This is a genomic window from Variovorax boronicumulans, from assembly GCF_029892485.1.
GTDB lineage: Bacteria > Pseudomonadota > Gammaproteobacteria > Burkholderiales > Burkholderiaceae_C > Variovorax > Variovorax boronicumulans_B.
In genome coordinates this window covers 173,032-189,134 of sequence record NZ_JARXVG010000001.1, presented here as the reverse complement: position 1 = coordinate 189,134, position 16,103 = coordinate 173,032, and the positions used below count along the sequence as shown (strand labels likewise).

Sequence of the window (16,103 nt, the reverse complement as noted above, 5' to 3'; positions counted from 1 at the left end):
ATGAGCGCACCTTCCAAGATCATTCGCCGCGCGCAGGCCGGTACCACCGAAGCAGCGTGGGTCCGCTGGACGCTGATCGGCATTGCGCTCGCGTTCATGTTCCTGTTCCTCGTGCTGCCGCTGGCTGCCGTGGCGACCGAGGCGCTGCGCAAGGGCGTCTCGGCATACCTCGAGGCGCTGAAGGAACCCGATGCCTGGAGCGCGATCCGCCTCACGCTGATCACGGCCGCCATCACGGTGCCGCTGAACCTCGTGTTCGGCGTGGCGGCGGCCTGGGCCATCGCCAAGTTCGAATTCCGCGGCAAGGCCTTCCTCACCACGCTGATCGACCTGCCGTTCGCGGTGTCGCCGGTGGTGGCGGGCCTGATCTATGTGCTTGTGTTCGGTGCGCAGGGCTGGCTCGGCCCATGGCTCGCCGAGCACGACATCAAGATCATCTTCGCCGTGCCCGGCATCGTGCTGGCGACCGTGTTCGTGACCTTCCCGTTCATCGCGCGCGAACTGATCCCGCTGATGCAGGCGCAGGGCACCGACGAGGAGCAAGCCGCGATCGTGCTCGGCGCGACCGGCTGGCAGACCTTCTGGCGCGTGACGCTGCCCAACATCAAGTGGGGCCTGCTGTACGGCGTGATCCTGTGCAACGCGCGCGCCATGGGCGAGTTCGGCGCGGTGTCGGTGGTATCGGGCCACATCCGCGGCCAGACCAACACCATGCCGCTGCATGTGGAAGTGCTCTACAACGAATACCAGTCGGTGGCCGCCTTCGCGGTGGCTTCGCTGTTGGCGATCCTGGCGCTGGTCACGCTGGTGATCAAGTCGGTGATCGAGTGGCGCCACGAGCGCGAGATGAAAGCCATTGCCGAGTTGCCCCCCGAGCGCCCGCCCGAAACGACGGCGGCCTGAGAGAGAGAAGAAATCATGAGCATCGAAATCCGCAACATCAGCAAGCAGTTCGGCGACTTCCGCGCACTGCGCAACGTGAACCTCGACGTGGAATCGGGCGAGCTCGTCGCGCTGCTCGGCCCCTCGGGCTGCGGCAAGACCACGCTGCTGCGCATCATCGCGGGGCTGGAGACGGCCGACACCGGCAGCATCCTGTTCTCGGGCGAAGACACCACCGACGTGCATGTGCGTGAGCGCCAGGTGGGCTTCGTGTTCCAGCACTACGCGCTGTTCCGCCACATGACCGTGTTCGAGAACGTCGCCTTCGGCCTGCGCGTGAAGCCACGCAAGGAGCGCCCGAGCGACGCGCAGATCAAGGCCAAGGTGACCGACCTGCTCAAGCTGGTGCAGCTCGACTGGCTGGCCGACCGCTATCCCTCGCAGCTCTCGGGCGGCCAGCGCCAGCGCATCGCGCTCGCCCGCGCGCTCGCGGTGGAGCCCAAGGTGCTGCTGCTCGACGAACCCTTCGGCGCACTCGACGCCAAGGTGCGCAAGGAACTGCGCCGCTGGCTGCGCCGGCTGCACGACGAGCTGCACGTCACCTCGATCTTCGTCACGCACGACCAGGAAGAGGCGCTCGAGGTGGCCGACCGCGTGGTCGTCATCAACAAGGGCCAGATCGAGCAGGTCGGCTCGCCGCAGGATGTGTGGGACAAGCCTGCGAGTCCTTTCGTCTACGGGTTCCTCGGCGACGTGAACCTGTTCCATGGCCGCGCCGACAACGGCCAGGTGCAGCTCGACGGCATGCGCCTCGACTCGCCCGAGCACAGCGGCGCGCGCGACGCCAAGGCCATGGCCTATGTGCGGCCGCATGACCTGGATGTGACGCGCTACCTGCCGGGCGCCCCCGGCATCGTCGCCACGCTGTCGCGCGCCATCGTGGTCGGACCGATCGCGCGGCTGGAACTTGAGCCCACCGAATCGAATCCTGATAATCCGGGCTCCGGAACCATTATCGAGGCGCAACTCCCTGCGCAACAGTTCCGTGACCTGGGCTTGAAGGAGGGCGACACCGTCGTCGCCAATCCGCGCAAGGCCAGGGTGTTCGTAGAAGAAGATTGGGTGTCTCCTTGATCGATTGGTACTTCGGCGCGCCGCGCCGCGCGCTCGGGCTGGTCTGCCTGGCCTGCGTTCTCATGCTGGCCTTCGGGCTCTACCTGCAGCATGTGGTGGGGCTCGAGCCTTGCCCGATGTGCATCGTGCAGCGGTATGCGCTGGTGCTGGTGGCCCTCTTCACGGGGCTGGCCGCCATCTTCCGCAGCCGCCCGTTGCAGGTGACGGGTGGGGTGCTGGCGTTGGTGTCGGCCGTTGGTGGTGCCTATACGGCCGCCTCGCAGAGCTGGCTGCAGTGGTATCCGCCCGAAGTCGTGTCCTGCGGGCGCGATCTCTACGGGATGATCGAGACCTTCCCGCTCAAGCGGGCGCTGCCGCTGATCTTCCGCGGCGGCGGCGACTGCTCCAAGGTCGACTGGACGCTGTTCGGCCTGACGCTGGCGAACTGGGCGTTCGTTGCATTCGTGGTTCTTTCTCTGCTGCTCATTACCTTGCTGGTTCGCTCGCGCCGCGCGCGCTGAGTCTTTTTTTCTGCCGCATCCGCCACGGCGCGGTCCGCTGTCCCTGTACGGGGTGGCGGACCGCGCCGTTTTCAATGGAGCTTTGCAGAGAGAGAGGCACGGAATGGCCTTTCGTGGGAACTCTCCCTTTAGCGGATCTTCAGAATGCAAGGCTAGGATCAAGCCCGCTCGAACAGCAGCACCTTTCACTTTCACCTCACTGCATGCCCAACACCCCTCCGCGGCGATCGCGCAAGCTCCTTCTCGGTATTGCAGCGCTCGTCGTCCTGGCCGTCATCGCCTTCTTCTGGCTGAGTCCGGCCAAGAAAACCGAATACCTCACCGCCACCGTGCAACGCACCGACCTCGAGAACGCGGTGCTCGCGACCGGCGTGCTGCAGGCGCTCAGGCAGGTGGAGGTGGGCGCACAGGTCAGCGGCCAGCTCAAGTCGCTCAATGTGGTGCTGGGCCAGAACGTGAAGAAGGGCGATTGGCTCGCCGAGATCGATCCGGTCATCTCGCAGAACACGCTGGCGCAGGAACAGGCCAAGCTGGAGAACCTGCAGGCCCAGAAGCTCGCCAAGGAAGTCCGAGTGAAGCAGGCCGAGCTCACCTGGGCCCGGCAGCGCGAGATGCTGGCGCAGGATGCCGCCCCGCGCCAGGACATGGAAAGCGCCGATGCCGAGCTTCGCGCGCTGCGTGCCGACGGTGTCTCGCTGGACGCGCAGATCCGCCAGCAGAGGCTGGCTCTGGCCTCCGCGCAGACCAACCTCTCGTACACCCGCATCGTCGCGCCCATCGACGGCGACGTGGTCTCCATCAGCACGCTCGAAGGCCAGACCGTGGTGGCCGCCTTCCAGGTGCCCACGCTGATGAAGCTGGCCGACCTCTCGACCATGACGGTGAAGGCACAGGTGTCCGAGGCCGACGTGGTGCGCGTGAAGCCGGGGCAGCCGGTGTACTTCACCATCCTCGGCGACCCCGACAAGCGCTACCACGGCACGTTGCGCGCGGTGCAGCCCTCCCCCGAGAAGATCAACAACGCGGTGTTCTTCAATGCGCTGTTCGATGTGCCGAACCCCGACCGCACGCTGCGCGTCGACATGACGGCGCAAGTGACCATCCTGCTCGGCGAAGCGAAACAGGCGCTCACGGTGCCGCTCACCGCGCTCGGTGCGCGCGACAAGGACGGCCGCCAGGAAGTGCGCGTGCTCAAGCCCGATCAGACCGTGGAGAAGCGGCATGTGCGCGTGGGCATCAGCAACAACTTCCAGGCGCAGGTGCTCGAGGGGCTGAAGGAGGGTGACACCGTCATCACCGGCGATGCCTCGGCGCTCGATCCGGCGAGCAGCGGCGAAGGCGGTGGTGGCAACAGAGGAAAGCGCCAGTGAGCGAGCCGCTGCTGAAGCTGCGAGGCATCGGCCGCAGCTTTCCCTCGGGTGAGCAGGAAGTGCAGGTGCTCAAAGACGTCGACCTGGACATCGGCAACGGCGAAATGCTGGCCATCGTCGGCGCCTCGGGCTCGGGCAAGTCGACGCTGATGAACATCCTCGGCTGCCTCGACCGGCCGAGCGGCGGCACCTACACCGTCTCGGGCCAGGACGTGGGCACGCTCGACAGCGATGCGCTCGCCCAGTTGCGGCGCGAGCACTTCGGCTTCATCTTCCAGCGCTACCACCTGATGCAGCACCTGACGGCCGCCGGCAACGTCGAGGTGCCCGCCGTCTATGCCGGCACCGAAGGCGCTGCCCGCGATGCGCGGGCGCGGCAACTGCTCGCGCGCCTGGGCCTCGCAGACCGCACCGAACACCGGCCGAGCCAGCTCTCGGGCGGCCAGCAGCAGCGCGTGAGCATCGCGCGCGCGCTGATGAACGGCGGCCAGGTCATCCTGGCCGACGAGCCGACCGGCGCGCTCGACAGCAAGAGCGGCCAGGAGGTCATCGGCATCCTGCGCGAGCTGCATGCGCAAGGCCACACGATCATCATCGTGACGCACGACATGCAGGTGGCCAGCTGCACCGAACGCATCATCGAGATCGCCGACGGCGTGATCGTCGGCGACCGGCCGAATGTGCCGACCGTCGCGGCGCCTGCGCAGGCGGTCGGCGCTGATGCGTCGGCTCCCCCCGCGATGACGAAGCCCAAGCTCGGCATCGCGCGCTTCAGCACCGGCTGGGCCCGCTTCGCCGAGGCCTTCCGCATGGCCTGGCGCTCGATGATGGCGCACCGCATGCGCACGGCGCTCACCATGCTGGGCATCGTCATCGGCATCACCTCGGTGGTGTCGATCGTGGCCATCGGGGAGGGCGCCAAGCGCTTCGTGCTCTCGGACATCCGCGCCATCGGCACCAACACGCTCGACGTCTACCCGGGCCGCGACTTCGGCGACGACAAGGCCGCGAGCATCCGCACGCTGACGCCGCCCGACCTGCAGGCCATCGCGGCACAGCCCTACGTGCACAGCGTGACGCCCGCCACCATGCGCAGCCTGCGCCTGCGCTACCGCAGCGCCGACATCAACGGCAACGTGAACGGCGTGAGCGACGCCTTCTTTCGCGTGCGCGACATGCACATGGCCAGCGGTACGGCTTTCACCGCCGAGGACGTGCGCCACCAGTCGCAGGTGGTGGTGATCGACCAGAACACGCGGCGCAAGCTCTTTCCCGATGGCACCGAGCCGGTCGGCAAGGTCATCCTGGTGGGCAACCTCCCGTGCACCGTGATCGGCGTGGCGCAGGAAAAGAAGAGCATGTTCGGCGAGAACAAGTCGCTCAACATCTGGCTGCCCTACAGCACCGGTGCGAGCCGCATCTTCGGGCAGCAGCACTTCGACGGCATCACCGTGCGCATCCGCGACGACCAGCCGACCAAGGCGGCAGAAGACAGCATCGTGCGGCTGCTCACGATGCGCCATGGCGCCAAGGATTTCTTCACCTTCAACATGGACAGCATCGTGAAGACGGCAGAGCGCACCAGCCAATCGCTCACGCTGCTGCTCTCGCTGATCGCGGTGATCTCGCTGGTGGTGGGCGGCATCGGCGTGATGAACATCATGCTGGTGTCGGTGACCGAGCGCACCCGCGAGATCGGCATCCGCATGGCGGTGGGCGCGCGGCAGAGCGACGTGCTGCAGCAGTTCCTGACCGAGGCGGTGCTGGTGTGCCTGGTGGGCGGGTTCATCGGCGTGCTGCTGTCGTATGGCATCAGCTTTCTGTTTTCGTTGTTCGTGACGCAATGGCAAATGATCTTTTCGATGGGGGCCGTGGTGTCGGCATTTCTTTGCGCGTCGCTGATCGGCGTGCTGTTCGGCTACCTGCCGGCGCGCAATGCGGCGCGGCTCGACCCGATCGAGGCATTGGCTCGTGAGTAGCGCGCGCCTTGCCCTTGGAGCGCTCGCCGCGGCGCTGGCGCTGGGCGGCTGCACGCTGTTCCAGCCGGAGCGGCGCGAGCAGCGGCCGCTGGAGATGCCGCAGGCATGGCAGCAACCGCAGACGGGCACACCGGGCGCAGCCGCGGTGTTCCCGGCCCGCTGGTGGAACGCGTTCAACGACCCGCAACTCGACGCGTTGATCGACGATGCGTTGCGCACCAACAACAACCTCGCCGCGGCCGGCGTCCGCGTGCAGCGCGCGCAACTGCAGGCAGGCTTGGCAAACACCAACCTCACGCCGGGCGTGGTGGCACAGGCCAGCACGGGTCGAAGCTACGACCTGAAGCGCGGCGGCGTGGCCGGGTCGAACTCGGCGTCGCTGGTGACGCTGAGCTATGAACTCGACCTGTGGGGCCGCTTGTCGGCGCAGCGCAATGCCGCAGAGTGGGAACTGAAAGCCACCGAGTCCGACCGGCAAGCCACGGCGCTCTCGCTGGTGGGCACGACGGCGGGCCTTTACTGGCAAGTGGGCTATCTGAACCAACGGATCGTGCTGAGCGAAGCGGGCATGGAAGACGCACGCCGCATCCTTGCGCTGGTGCGCGCCAAGTACGCGGCGGGGGCGGTGTCGGGCCTCGATGTCGCGCAGGCCGGCCAGAACCTCGCGGGCCAGGAGGCGGCGCACACACAGCTGCTGCAACAGCGCGTCGAGGCGCGCAATGCCTTGGCGATCCTCTTCGACCGGCCGCCCGAAACCGCGGCGCAAGAGCCTTCGCAACTGCCGAACATCGACCTGCCCACGATCGACGCCGGCCTGCCCGCGAGCCTGCTGGGCCGCCGTCCCGACCTGCGCGCCGCCGAGCAGCGCCTGCGCGGATCGCTGGCAAACGTCGATGCGACGCGGACCAGCTTCTACCCGACGCTGAGCCTGACCGGTTCACTCGGCACGTCGAGCACGGCGCTGGGCGAGCTGTTGAAGAACCCGATCGCTACGCTGGGCGCCGGGCTGGCGTTGCCGTTCCTGCAATGGAACACCGCGCGACTGACGGTGGCCGTCTCGCAAACGCAGTACGAAGAGGCGGTGCTCGGGTTCCGCCAATCGCTTTTTACGGCGTTGTCCGAAGTAGAGAACGCCTTGTCGTCGCGCACCCAGTTGCGTGACGAGAGCGAGAAGCTGGTCGTGGCGCTGCAGCAGGCACAGCGCGCGGAGAAACTGTCCGAGGTGCGCTACCGCGCTGGTGCGACGGCGTTGCAACCCGTGCTCGATGCCAAGGACCGACGCCGTTCGGCGGAAGTGTCGCTGGCCCTCAACAGGTTGAACCAGCTCAACGCCACGATGACGCTCTACAAGGCGTTGGGCGGCGCGGCCGTCGAATAAATAGAGACAGCAGACCCGAACCCGGGCGTCTTGCTCCCTCTCCCTCAGGAAAGAGGGCAGGGGTGAGGGCGACGGCCTCAAATCCACGACCAGCGCTCGGTAGGCGGTGCGGCGCAGTTGGCCCCTCTGTGCCGCCGAGGAGCACAGCGTTTCGCGGATCAGGGCTCGCAGCTGTTTGAGCCGCAGGCGAGTTCTGCGAGACCCCGCGAAACGCGAGCGCCGCAGGGAAGCCCGAAGGGCCGGCACAGTGGGGCCAACTGCGCCGCACCGCCTACCGGGCGCGCCCCACCAAAAGAAGCGCTACCTCTGAAAAGGCGGCACCCCTCGCAGCTTGCGAATCAAAAGCCCGGGCAGCCGCAAGACGAACTCGACCATCAACCGGGCATGCATCCACGTCAGCAACACGTTGTCCCGCCCATACCGGAAGTGCGAAACCCCGCCTTCCTCGGCGGTCAAGTACTTCACCGGCGCATCGATGTTCACCGGCTTGACGCCGCGCCAGGCCAGCCGCACCACGGCTTCGGTATCGAAGTCGAATCGCCGCATCCACGGCTGCCGCGCCATCACGGCAATCAGATCAACAATGGGATAGACCCGAAACCCGTAGAGCGAATCCCCGATCCCCGCGAACAGCGTCTCCAGCTGCGTCCATCCATTCGACACGCGACGCCCGCGCACCCGCAACAGCGGTGCACTGGCGTCGAACACGGGCCGCCCCAGCACCATCGTCTCGGGCCGGGCCAGCGAGGCTTGCATGAAGGAGGGGATGAGATCCGCAGGATGCTGCCCGTCGGAATCCATCGTCAGCGCATGCGTGAACCCGGCGTCCTTTGCCATGCGCAACCCGTGGAGCACGGCCGCGCCCTTGCCCTGGTTCTGCGGCAGCACCCACACGCGCAGCCCCGGATCGGTGGCCGCCATCTGCTGCAGCCGCTCGCCCGTGCCGTCGTCGCTGCCGTCGACCACCACCCACACCGGGTTCCATTGCGCACGCGCGCCCTCGACCGTCGAGAACAGGCGTTCGCCCGCGTTGTAGCTGGGGATCAGGACAAGGTGGGTGCGCGAGGCGTCTGGCATTCGGGGGACGCGTCGGTTGCGCGCTGTTCCATATTATGGCGAAAGTATTGTTCGAGGTCGGCCTGCAGGATGTTGCTGTCGGGCGTCGGCGAAAAGCGCTGGCCCAGCCGCAGGGTGAACACGACCGGCAGCGGCGGCACGCGCCACAGCGGCCAGCCCTTGCTGAGATACGGCGAATCGGTGTCGATGAACACAGTCTGGATCGGCGCCTGCGCCAGCTTGGCGATCAGCGTCACGCCGGGCCGAAACGGGTTGAGCGGCGGCGTCACGGTGCGCGTGCCCTCGGGAAAGATCACCAACTGGCCGCCGTTGCGCAGGTCGTTCACTGCCAGCCGCACCATCATCCGCGCCGATTCGTTGCTGATGTAGCGGGCCAGCCGGGCTCCCGCGCCGAGGAAGATGTTGCGCAGCAGGTCCGCCTTCATGATGCAGGCGCTGCGCGGCAGGCGCGCCACCAGCAGCAGCGCATCGAGCATCGTCGGATGGTTGGCCACGAAGATCACGCCGGGCTCGTTGCGCATCGGGTCCAGGCAGGCGGCGTCGATGCGCATCATGCCGGTCACGGAGGCGAGCCACCAGAACATGCGGTAGGCAAAGGCGATCGTCATGCGCCCCAGTGTGCGCGCGGGCGCCACCGGCATCACCGGATAAAGCAGCATCGCGACGAAATTCCAGCCCAGCGAAATCAGGCCGAGGAACAGCAGCAGTGCGTAGAGCATCAGCGCGAGCGGGATCGCCCAGAGAATGCGCAGCACGCGGGTCATCATTGATGAGTGAATGGTCGGCCCCGGTCGATCAAGCGAGCGAGTCGCGGCTCAGGCCTGCAGCCGTCCGGCAGCGACCGTGTGGGCCTCGATCTCGACCAGCAGATCGCTGCGGCAGATGTCGGCTTCCAGGTACACCGCATGGCGAACCATCGGAGCGTCGGCGCCTAGCGCGCTTTCGATTTCACTGCGCACCGCCTCGGTGTCCGACGGGTGGCGCACGTACACCACGCAATCGAGCTCCGCGAGCGAGAAGCTTGCGGTGACACGCTCGTTGGCGGCGGCGATCACGGCTTGCAGGTTGCGCAGCGTTTCGCGCGTCTGTTCGTGCACGTCGCCGTGATGCTGCGTTTCGTGCCCGACGATGCTCGCGGTGCCGGAAATGAAAAGCGCGATGTTGCCATCGCCGATGTCCGACAGTGCGGCACGCGAGAAGGTCGGCGAACGCGGCCCGTAGGTTTCGGGATAGCGGTAGGCCGAGACCTGCCGCGGGTTTTCGACAGGCAGCGGTGCCGCCTGGCCCGCAAGAAAGCGGATCGACAGCATGCCCTGGTGAATGCCCAGCGCGCACGCCGCGGGCGCACCCTCGAACGCGGCGCGGCCGGCTTCGAAGAAGGCCTCCTGCCGGCCGAGGTTGAACTGGCGGTAGCGCTCCAGGCCGCCGCCATCCGCGTTGATCTGCGGCAGGTAGTTCCAGATGCGCTGCAGGTGCGGCGTGCCGGCCTGCTCGAGCGTCTTGAAGAGATCGCGGTAGGCGCGGTGCGCGAGTTCGGCGAGGCCCTGCTTCTCGGTGGTTTCGTCGAGATCGATGGCGCCAAGCAGCCATTGCCCGTCGGTGCGCCAGCGCGCGATGCCGGTCGTGCCCGACTCGATGTGCGTGCCTGTCACATGCCACACATCGGCCATGGCGCCGTGCGACGACAGCACGCGCGCATTGACGGTCGGCATCCATGCCACGCTGTGCGGCGTGCCGTAGCCGAGGGCTGCGAAGGGCGCTTTGCCGTCGGTGGCCAGTGCCAGGCTGTCCGCCAGCGAAAGGCGCTCGACGCGCAGATGGGAAGAAGAGATGTCGTCCTGAACTCGCACTGTCAAGCGGCCTTAGAAGGTGGGAATGAATTCGGCGTGTCCGAGCAGCCCGCCCAGGCGCGCCCGATCAAGGCGCAAAGCGCAGCCATAGCTCGGGCTATGGCGAGCATTTGCAACGCCGAGCGGGTGTGCTTGGGCGGGATGAGCGGGCATGGCGGATTCGTTCACACCTTCTCAGCGATCTGTTCTGGTTTGCGGGCGGTGTAGGAAGAAAAGACGCCCAGGCTCGGGTGGCGGCGCACCTCGGTGAAGCCCGCATCGCCCAGTGCCTGCATCACCCGTTCGGGCGGAATGCAGGCCTCGATGGTGTCCCAGTAGTAGCGCCACAGTTCGGATGTGTTGCGCTGGCGGCCGACCACGCGCGCGATCAGCGGCACCACGGCGCGCATGTAGCCCTTGAGCAGCGCCGTCGCGATGCGGCCCTCGGGCTTGGTGATTTCGAGCACGATCACGCGCCCGCCCGTTCGCAGCACGCGATGGAATTCGTTGAAGGCGGCTGCCACGTCGCTGATGTGGCGCATGGCATAGCCCATGCTCACGAAGTCGCAGCTGGCGTCGGGGCGGGGCAGGGCCTCGGCCACGCCTTGCAGCAACTCGACGCCGGGCAGCTTGACCTGGTCCATCATGCCGACGCTGGGGTCGACGCCGGTGAGTTTCCCCGTGGGGCCGATGATCTTGAGCGCCTCGCGCGCCACGAGGCCGGTGCCGATGCCCACGTCGAGCACCTGCGCGCCGGCGGCCAGCCCGGCTTGCTGCAGTGCAGCGCGGCGGTACGAGGGGCCGGTGCCGAAAGCGAGCACGGCCTCGATGCGGTCGTAGTCCGCCGCGGTGCTGTCGAAGATGCGGCGAAGAAATGCCTGGTGCTCTACCTCATTGTTGTAATACAGCGGAAGGGGCGCGTGGGGCGCGAGGGTGTCGGGATTCCCTTTGCCGACGGTAGGCGATGGCGTCATCGGCGGATTATCGCCAAAAGCCCAGGCCCGAAATCGGGCCGCCCTGCGGGCGTTGCGCGCGCCGGACAGTAAACTCGCAGCTTGCTTTGAAAACACAAGACAGCGAGATAGAAAGCCATGGCCGGACACAGCAAATGGGCAAACATCCAGCACCGCAAGGGCCGCCAGGACGAAAAGCGCGGCAAGCTCTGGACCCGCGCCATCCGTGAAATCACCGTGGCCGCCCGTGCCGGCGGCGGCGACCTCAGCGCCAACCCCCGCCTGCGGCTGGCGGTCGAGAAGGCCAAGGCGGTCAATCTGCCGATCGACACGGTCAAGCGCAACATCGACAAGGCCACCGGCAACCTCGAAGGCGTCAACTACGAAGAAATTCGTTACGAGGGGTACGGCATCGGCGGCGCGGCGATCATCGTCGACACCATGACCGACAACCGCGTGCGCACCGTGGCCGAAGTGCGCCACGCCTTCTCCAAGCACGGCGGCAACATGGGCACCGAAGGCTCGGTGGCCTTCCAGTTCAAGCACTGCGGCCAGATCATCTTTGCGCCCGGCACCGATGAAGACAAGGTGATGGAAGTGGCACTCGAAGCGGGTGCCGAAGACGTCGTGACCGACGACGACGGCGCCATCGAGGTGATCACCGCCGCCCTCGAATTCGAAGCCGTCAAGAACGCGCTCGAAGCCGCCGGCCTCAAGCCGGAGGTGGCCGAAGTCACCATGCGCGCCGAGAACACCGTGGATGTGGCCGGCGAGGATGCCGCGAAGATGCAGAAACTGCTCGACGTGCTGGAAGACTTGGACGACGTGCAGGCCGTCTATCACAACGCCTCGCTCTCCGAATGAGCGAATGAATGAACATTGATCCACAGCGAATGAAGAAGGCCCACGAATGAAGGTACTGGTTATTGGGGGAGGGGGCCGTGAACACGCCTTGGCTTGGCGACTGGCGCAGGCCAGCCGCGTGAGCCGCGTGTACGTGGCGCCGGGCAACGGCGGCACCGTGAGCGACGAGCGCTACGACTGCATCGACCTCACCGAGCCCGCTGCACTGCGCGAGTGGGCCATCAAGGAAAAGATCTCGCTGACCGTGGTCGGCCCCGAGGCGCCGCTCGCAGCGGGCGTGGTCGATGAATTCCGCGCGCACGGCCTGCGCATCTTCGGCCCGACGCAGGCGGCTGCGCAGCTGGAGAGCTCCAAGGCGTTCTCCAAGGCGTTCATGAAGCGCCACAAGATACCGACCGCCGAATACGAGGCCTTCACCGATGCCGCGGCAGCGCATGCCTACATCGACGCCAAGGGCGCGCCGATTGTGGTCAAGGCCGACGGCCTGGCCGCGGGCAAGGGCGTGGTCGTGGCGATGACCGCCGAAGAAGCGCACGAGGCCGTCGACTTCATGCTGGTCGACAACAAGTTCGGCGTGTCGCACAACGACGGCGGCGCGCGCGTGGTGATCGAGGAATTCCTGCAGGGCGAAGAAGCCAGCTTCATCGTGCTGTGCGATGGCAAGAACGTCACCGCGCTGGCCACCAGCCAGGACCACAAGCGCCTGCTCGACGGCGACGAAGGCCCCAACACCGGCGGCATGGGCGCGTATTCGCCAGCGCCTGTGGTCACGGCCGAGGTGCATGCCCGCGCGATGCGCGAGATCATCCTGCCGACCATCCGCGGCATGGAAAAGGACGGCATTCCGTACACCGGCTTCCTCTACGCCGGCTTGATGATCGATGCGGCCGGCCATCCGAAGACGCTCGAATTCAACTGCCGAATGGGCGACCCCGAGACGCAGCCGATCATGATGCGGCTGAAGTCCGACCTGTTCGAAGTGTTCTGGCACGCCACCGACGGCACGCTCGACCAGGTCGAGCTGCAGTGGGACCGCCGTGTCGCGCTCGGCGTGGTGATGGCGGCGCACGGCTATCCGCTCTCGCCGCGCAAAGGCGACCGCATCACCGGCATTCCGCCCGAAGCGCCCGACGCCGTGGTGTTCCATGCCGGAACGACCATGCAGGACGGCGAACTCAAGACCAGCGGCGGCCGCGTGCTCTGCGTGACCGTGCTGGCAGACAGCGTGAAGCTCGCGCAGCAGCGGGCCTACGAGGTCGCGGCACGCGTGCGTTTCGATGGCGCGCAATACCGCAAGGACATCGGATTCCGCGCAGTTCATGCGCGCAACGCTCCCCAGGCCTGATGCAGCAAACCAACCCCGCGGCAGTCGGCAGCTACCTGCGCGGACTGCAGCAGTCGATCATCGCGGCGGTGGAGAAGGCCGACGGCGGCACCGGCCTGCACGATGCCTGGCACAAGGCGCCGGGCGAACAGCTGCAGGGCAATGGCCTGACCTGCATCCTCGAAGGCGGGGCGTTGTTCGAGCGCGCAGGCTGCGGCTTCTCGCAGGTGCGCGGCCCCAAGCTGCCGCCTTCGGCCACGCAGAACCGGCCTGAGCTCGCCGGCGCGCCCTTCGAGGCGATGGGCGTGTCGCTGGTTTTCCATCCGCGCAATCCGTACGTGCCGATCGTCCACATGAACGTGCGCATGCTGGCCGCATTGCCCGAGGGCGGTGAGCCGGTCTGCTGGTTCGGCGGCGGCATGGACCTGACGCCGTGCTACGGCTTCGAGGAAGACGCGGTGCATTTCCACACTGTGTGCCGCGATGCGCTCGCTCCATTCGGGAATGACAAGTACCCGCGCTTCAAGACCTGGTGCGACGAGTATTTCTTCCTGAAGCACCGCAACGAGCAGCGCGGCATCGGCGGCATCTTCTTCGACGATTTCGCCGAGGGCGGTTTCGAGAATGGCTTCTCGCTGATCCGCTCGGTCGGCGATGCCTTCCTGCCTGCGTACCTGCCGCTGGTCGAACGTCGCCGCCACACGCACTACGACGAACGCGAGCGCGAGTTCCAGTTGTACCGGCGCGGCCGCTACGTCGAGTTCAATCTCGTGTGGGACCGCGGCACGCACTTCGGGCTGCAGTCGGGCGGACGCACCGAATCGATCCTGCTGTCGATGCCGCCGCTCGCAAGCTGGGCCTATCGCCAGCAGCCCGAGCCGGGCAGCCCCGAAGCCGCGCTGTACAGCGACTTCATCGTGCGGCGCGACTGGTTGTGAGTTCTTCCGGCAAGGCCCCGCGCATCGGCGTCTTCGGCGGCGCGTTCGATCCGCCGCACAACGCGCACGTTGCGCTGGCCGAAGCCGCATTGGCGCAACTTGATCTGGCCGAGCTTCATGTCATTCCGACAGGGCAGGCATGGCACAAGAGCCGCCCGCTCACCTCGAAGGAAGACCGCCTCGCGATGACGCGGCTGGCCTTCGGCGACTTGCAGGGCAAGGTCGTCATCGACAGCCGCGAAGTGTTGCGCGATGGCCCGACCTACACGCTGGACACGCTGCACGAACTGCAGAAAGAACAGCCCGGTGCACAGCTTGTCCTGATCATGGGCGCGGACCAGGCGAGCGCGTTGCCGACCTGGCACGGCTGGCAGGCTATACTCGGCATTGCTATCGTTTCTGTAGCGTATCGCGCACTATCGACGGGCGGCATTGCCCGTTTTGATCCGAAAATGCTGCCCAGCCTCCCGGCTGGCGCGCGTTTCGAGGCGCTAGAACTGCCTGCCATGGACACCAGCGCCACCGAGATTCGGCGGCGCGCTGCACTGGGCGTGGACATTTCCTCGCTGGTTCCGCCCACGGTTGCACGCTATATTGACCAACACCACCTCTACCGCTCTGCCTGATGACCACTGAAGCCGCCGCCAAGAAAGACACCCAGAAACTCCAGCGAGCCATCATCGATGGACTCGAAGACGTCAAGGCGCAGGACATCCAGGTATTCGATACAGAGCATCTGTCGCCGCTGTTCGAACGCGTGATCGTCGCCTCGGGCACCTCCAACCGCCAGACCAAGGCGCTCGCTGCCAGCGTGCGCGACGCGGTGCGCGAAGCCGGCTTCGGCAAGCCGCGCATCGAGGGCGAGGACAACGGCGAGTGGATCATCGTGGACTGCGGCGCGGCCGTGGCCCACATCATGCAGCCCGCCATCCGCCAGTACTACCACCTTGAGGAGATCTGGGGCGACAAGCCGGTGCGCGCCAAGCTCGGCGGCGCCAAGCCTGCCGCCAGCACCTCTTCGAGCACCGAAGACACGGGCGAGAAGAAGAAAAAGCCTGCCGTCAAGGAGCCTTCGCTGCGCCGTTCGAGCGCTGCCAAGACCGCAGTCAAGGCCGCCGAACAGGAAGCCAGGGACGAGAAGGCTCGCCGCTCGCCCGCAAGAAAAACGGCTGCGAAGAAGGCGCCCGCCAGGAAGACCTCGCCGACCTCGCGTGCGCCGGTCAAGGTCATCGGCAAGCCCGCTGCCAAGAAGACAGCAGCCAAGCCCGCGGCAAAGAAGGCGCCTGCCAAGAAGGCGCCAGCCCGCCGCGCATGAAGCTGCTGGTGGTCGCCGTCGGGCAGCGCATGCCCGACTGGGCGCAGACTGCCTGGGACGACTACGCCAAGCGCTTCCCGCCCGAGCTCAAGCTCGAGTTGCGCGCCGTCAAGACCGAACCCCGCGGCTCCAAGTCCCTGGAGACGCTCTACGCCGCCGAACGCGAACGCATCGAGGGGGCCATCGCCCGCGGCATGCGCATCGTGGCGCTCGATGAGCGCGGCACCGCACTCACCACCAAGGCGCTCGCGGCGCGCCTGCAGGCCTGGCAGGGCGAGGGCGACGACGTGGCCCTGGTCATCGGCGGACCCGACGGCCTCGACCCCACCTTCAAGGCCGCAGCGCACGAGCGCATCCGCCTCTCGGACCTGACCCTGCCGCATGCCATGGCGCGGGTGCTGCTGGTCGAGCAGCTGTACCGGGCGTGGTCGGTCAACGCAGGCCATCCGTACCACCGGGAATGACCGGGCCGGTCGCCTTGCTCGCGCCAAGGCGCCCGCCCGCCGGCGCATCCTTCACTTTCTGTTCGGACCCGCGCGCTTGCCGCACGGACCGGTCTG

General features: G+C 66.9%; 16 protein-coding genes. 12 read left to right on the top strand and 4 right to left on the bottom strand.

Features of this window, described 5'->3' with window-relative positions:
• From cysW to M2282_RS00845, 6 genes are all read left to right on the top strand, one after another.
• Complete coding sequence (gene cysW, locus M2282_RS00870) at positions 1-903, top strand: sulfate ABC transporter permease subunit CysW (RefSeq protein ID WP_280806923.1); 903 nt, start codon at positions 1-3, stop codon at positions 901-903.
• 15 nt (positions 904-918) lie between these two features.
• Positions 919-2,016 (top strand): sulfate/molybdate ABC transporter ATP-binding protein, encoded by a 1,098-nt coding sequence (locus M2282_RS00865; protein WP_280806922.1) that lies wholly within the window; start codon positions 919-921, stop codon positions 2,014-2,016.
• The gene (locus tag M2282_RS00860) at positions 2,013-2,516 is read left to right on the top strand and encodes a disulfide bond formation protein B (RefSeq protein ID WP_280806921.1); all 504 of its coding nucleotides are present in this window, start codon (positions 2,013-2,015) and stop codon (positions 2,514-2,516) included. Before M2282_RS00865 ends, M2282_RS00860 begins: the two co-directional genes overlap by 4 nt.
• Before the next feature lie 203 nt (positions 2,517-2,719).
• On the top strand, positions 2,720-3,886 hold the full coding sequence (gene macA / locus M2282_RS00855) for a macrolide transporter subunit MacA (protein WP_280806920.1): 1,167 nt from the start codon (positions 2,720-2,722) through the stop codon (positions 3,884-3,886).
• On the top strand, positions 3,883-5,865 hold the full coding sequence (macB, locus tag M2282_RS00850) for a macrolide ABC transporter ATP-binding protein/permease MacB (protein WP_280806919.1): 1,983 nt from the start codon (positions 3,883-3,885) through the stop codon (positions 5,863-5,865). Before macA ends, macB begins: the two co-directional genes overlap by 4 nt.
• Complete coding sequence (locus tag M2282_RS00845) at positions 5,822-7,243, top strand: efflux transporter outer membrane subunit (RefSeq protein ID WP_432422854.1); 1,422 nt, start codon at positions 5,822-5,824, stop codon at positions 7,241-7,243. Before macB ends, M2282_RS00845 begins: the two co-directional genes overlap by 44 nt.
• Before the next feature lie 300 nt (positions 7,244-7,543).
• Here the strand turns inward: M2282_RS00845 and M2282_RS00840 are convergent, their stop codons facing one another.
• The 4 genes from M2282_RS00840 to M2282_RS00825 form a co-directional block, all read right to left on the bottom strand.
• A complete protein-coding gene (locus M2282_RS00840; RefSeq protein WP_280806917.1) occupies positions 7,544-8,320 on the bottom strand; it encodes a glycosyltransferase family 2 protein in 777 nt (258 codons plus the stop codon).
• Complete coding sequence (locus tag M2282_RS00835; protein WP_280806916.1) at positions 8,287-9,087, bottom strand: lysophospholipid acyltransferase family protein; 801 nt, start codon at positions 9,085-9,087, stop codon at positions 8,287-8,289. Before M2282_RS00835 ends, M2282_RS00840 begins: the two co-directional genes overlap by 34 nt.
• Before the next feature lie 48 nt (positions 9,088-9,135).
• Positions 9,136-10,170 carry a hypothetical protein gene (locus M2282_RS00830; protein WP_280807696.1) on the bottom strand — a complete coding sequence of 345 codons (1,035 nt, stop codon included), beginning with the start codon at positions 10,168-10,170 and terminating at the stop codon, positions 9,136-9,138.
• Between the two features lie 164 nt (positions 10,171-10,334).
• Positions 10,335-11,123, bottom strand: a complete 789-nt coding sequence (locus M2282_RS00825; protein ID WP_280806915.1) for a class I SAM-dependent methyltransferase — start codon at positions 11,121-11,123, stop codon at positions 10,335-10,337.
• A 117-nt stretch (positions 11,124-11,240) separates the two neighbouring features.
• Between M2282_RS00825 and M2282_RS00820 the strand changes: the two genes are divergently transcribed.
• Genes M2282_RS00820 through rlmH form a run of 6 tightly spaced genes read left to right on the top strand, consistent with a single transcriptional unit; the run spans position 11,241 to position 16,007 of the window.
• A complete protein-coding gene (locus M2282_RS00820; protein WP_280806914.1) occupies positions 11,241-11,966 on the top strand; it encodes a YebC/PmpR family DNA-binding transcriptional regulator in 726 nt (241 codons plus the stop codon).
• Between the two features lie 46 nt (positions 11,967-12,012).
• Positions 12,013-13,311 carry a phosphoribosylamine--glycine ligase gene (gene purD / locus M2282_RS00815; RefSeq protein WP_280806913.1) on the top strand — a complete coding sequence of 433 codons (1,299 nt, stop codon included), beginning with the start codon at positions 12,013-12,015 and terminating at the stop codon, positions 13,309-13,311.
• Positions 13,311-14,228, top strand: coding sequence for an oxygen-dependent coproporphyrinogen oxidase (gene hemF, locus M2282_RS00810; RefSeq protein ID WP_280806912.1), 918 nt, complete (start codon positions 13,311-13,313; stop codon positions 14,226-14,228). Before purD ends, hemF begins: the two co-directional genes overlap by 1 nt.
• Positions 14,225-14,854: a nicotinate (nicotinamide) nucleotide adenylyltransferase gene (gene nadD / locus M2282_RS00805; RefSeq protein WP_280806911.1), complete on the top strand. Its 630-nt coding sequence runs from the start codon at positions 14,225-14,227 to the stop codon at positions 14,852-14,854. The genes hemF and nadD overlap by 4 nt, the downstream gene beginning before the upstream one ends.
• Positions 14,854-15,543, top strand: coding sequence for a ribosome silencing factor (rsfS, locus tag M2282_RS00800; protein ID WP_280806910.1), 690 nt, complete (start codon positions 14,854-14,856; stop codon positions 15,541-15,543). Before nadD ends, rsfS begins: the two co-directional genes overlap by 1 nt.
• Positions 15,540-16,007, top strand: a complete 468-nt coding sequence (gene rlmH, locus M2282_RS00795) for a 23S rRNA (pseudouridine(1915)-N(3))-methyltransferase RlmH (RefSeq protein ID WP_187110507.1) — start codon at positions 15,540-15,542, stop codon at positions 16,005-16,007. Before rsfS ends, rlmH begins: the two co-directional genes overlap by 4 nt.
• Positions 16,008-16,103: the final 96 nt, after the last annotated feature.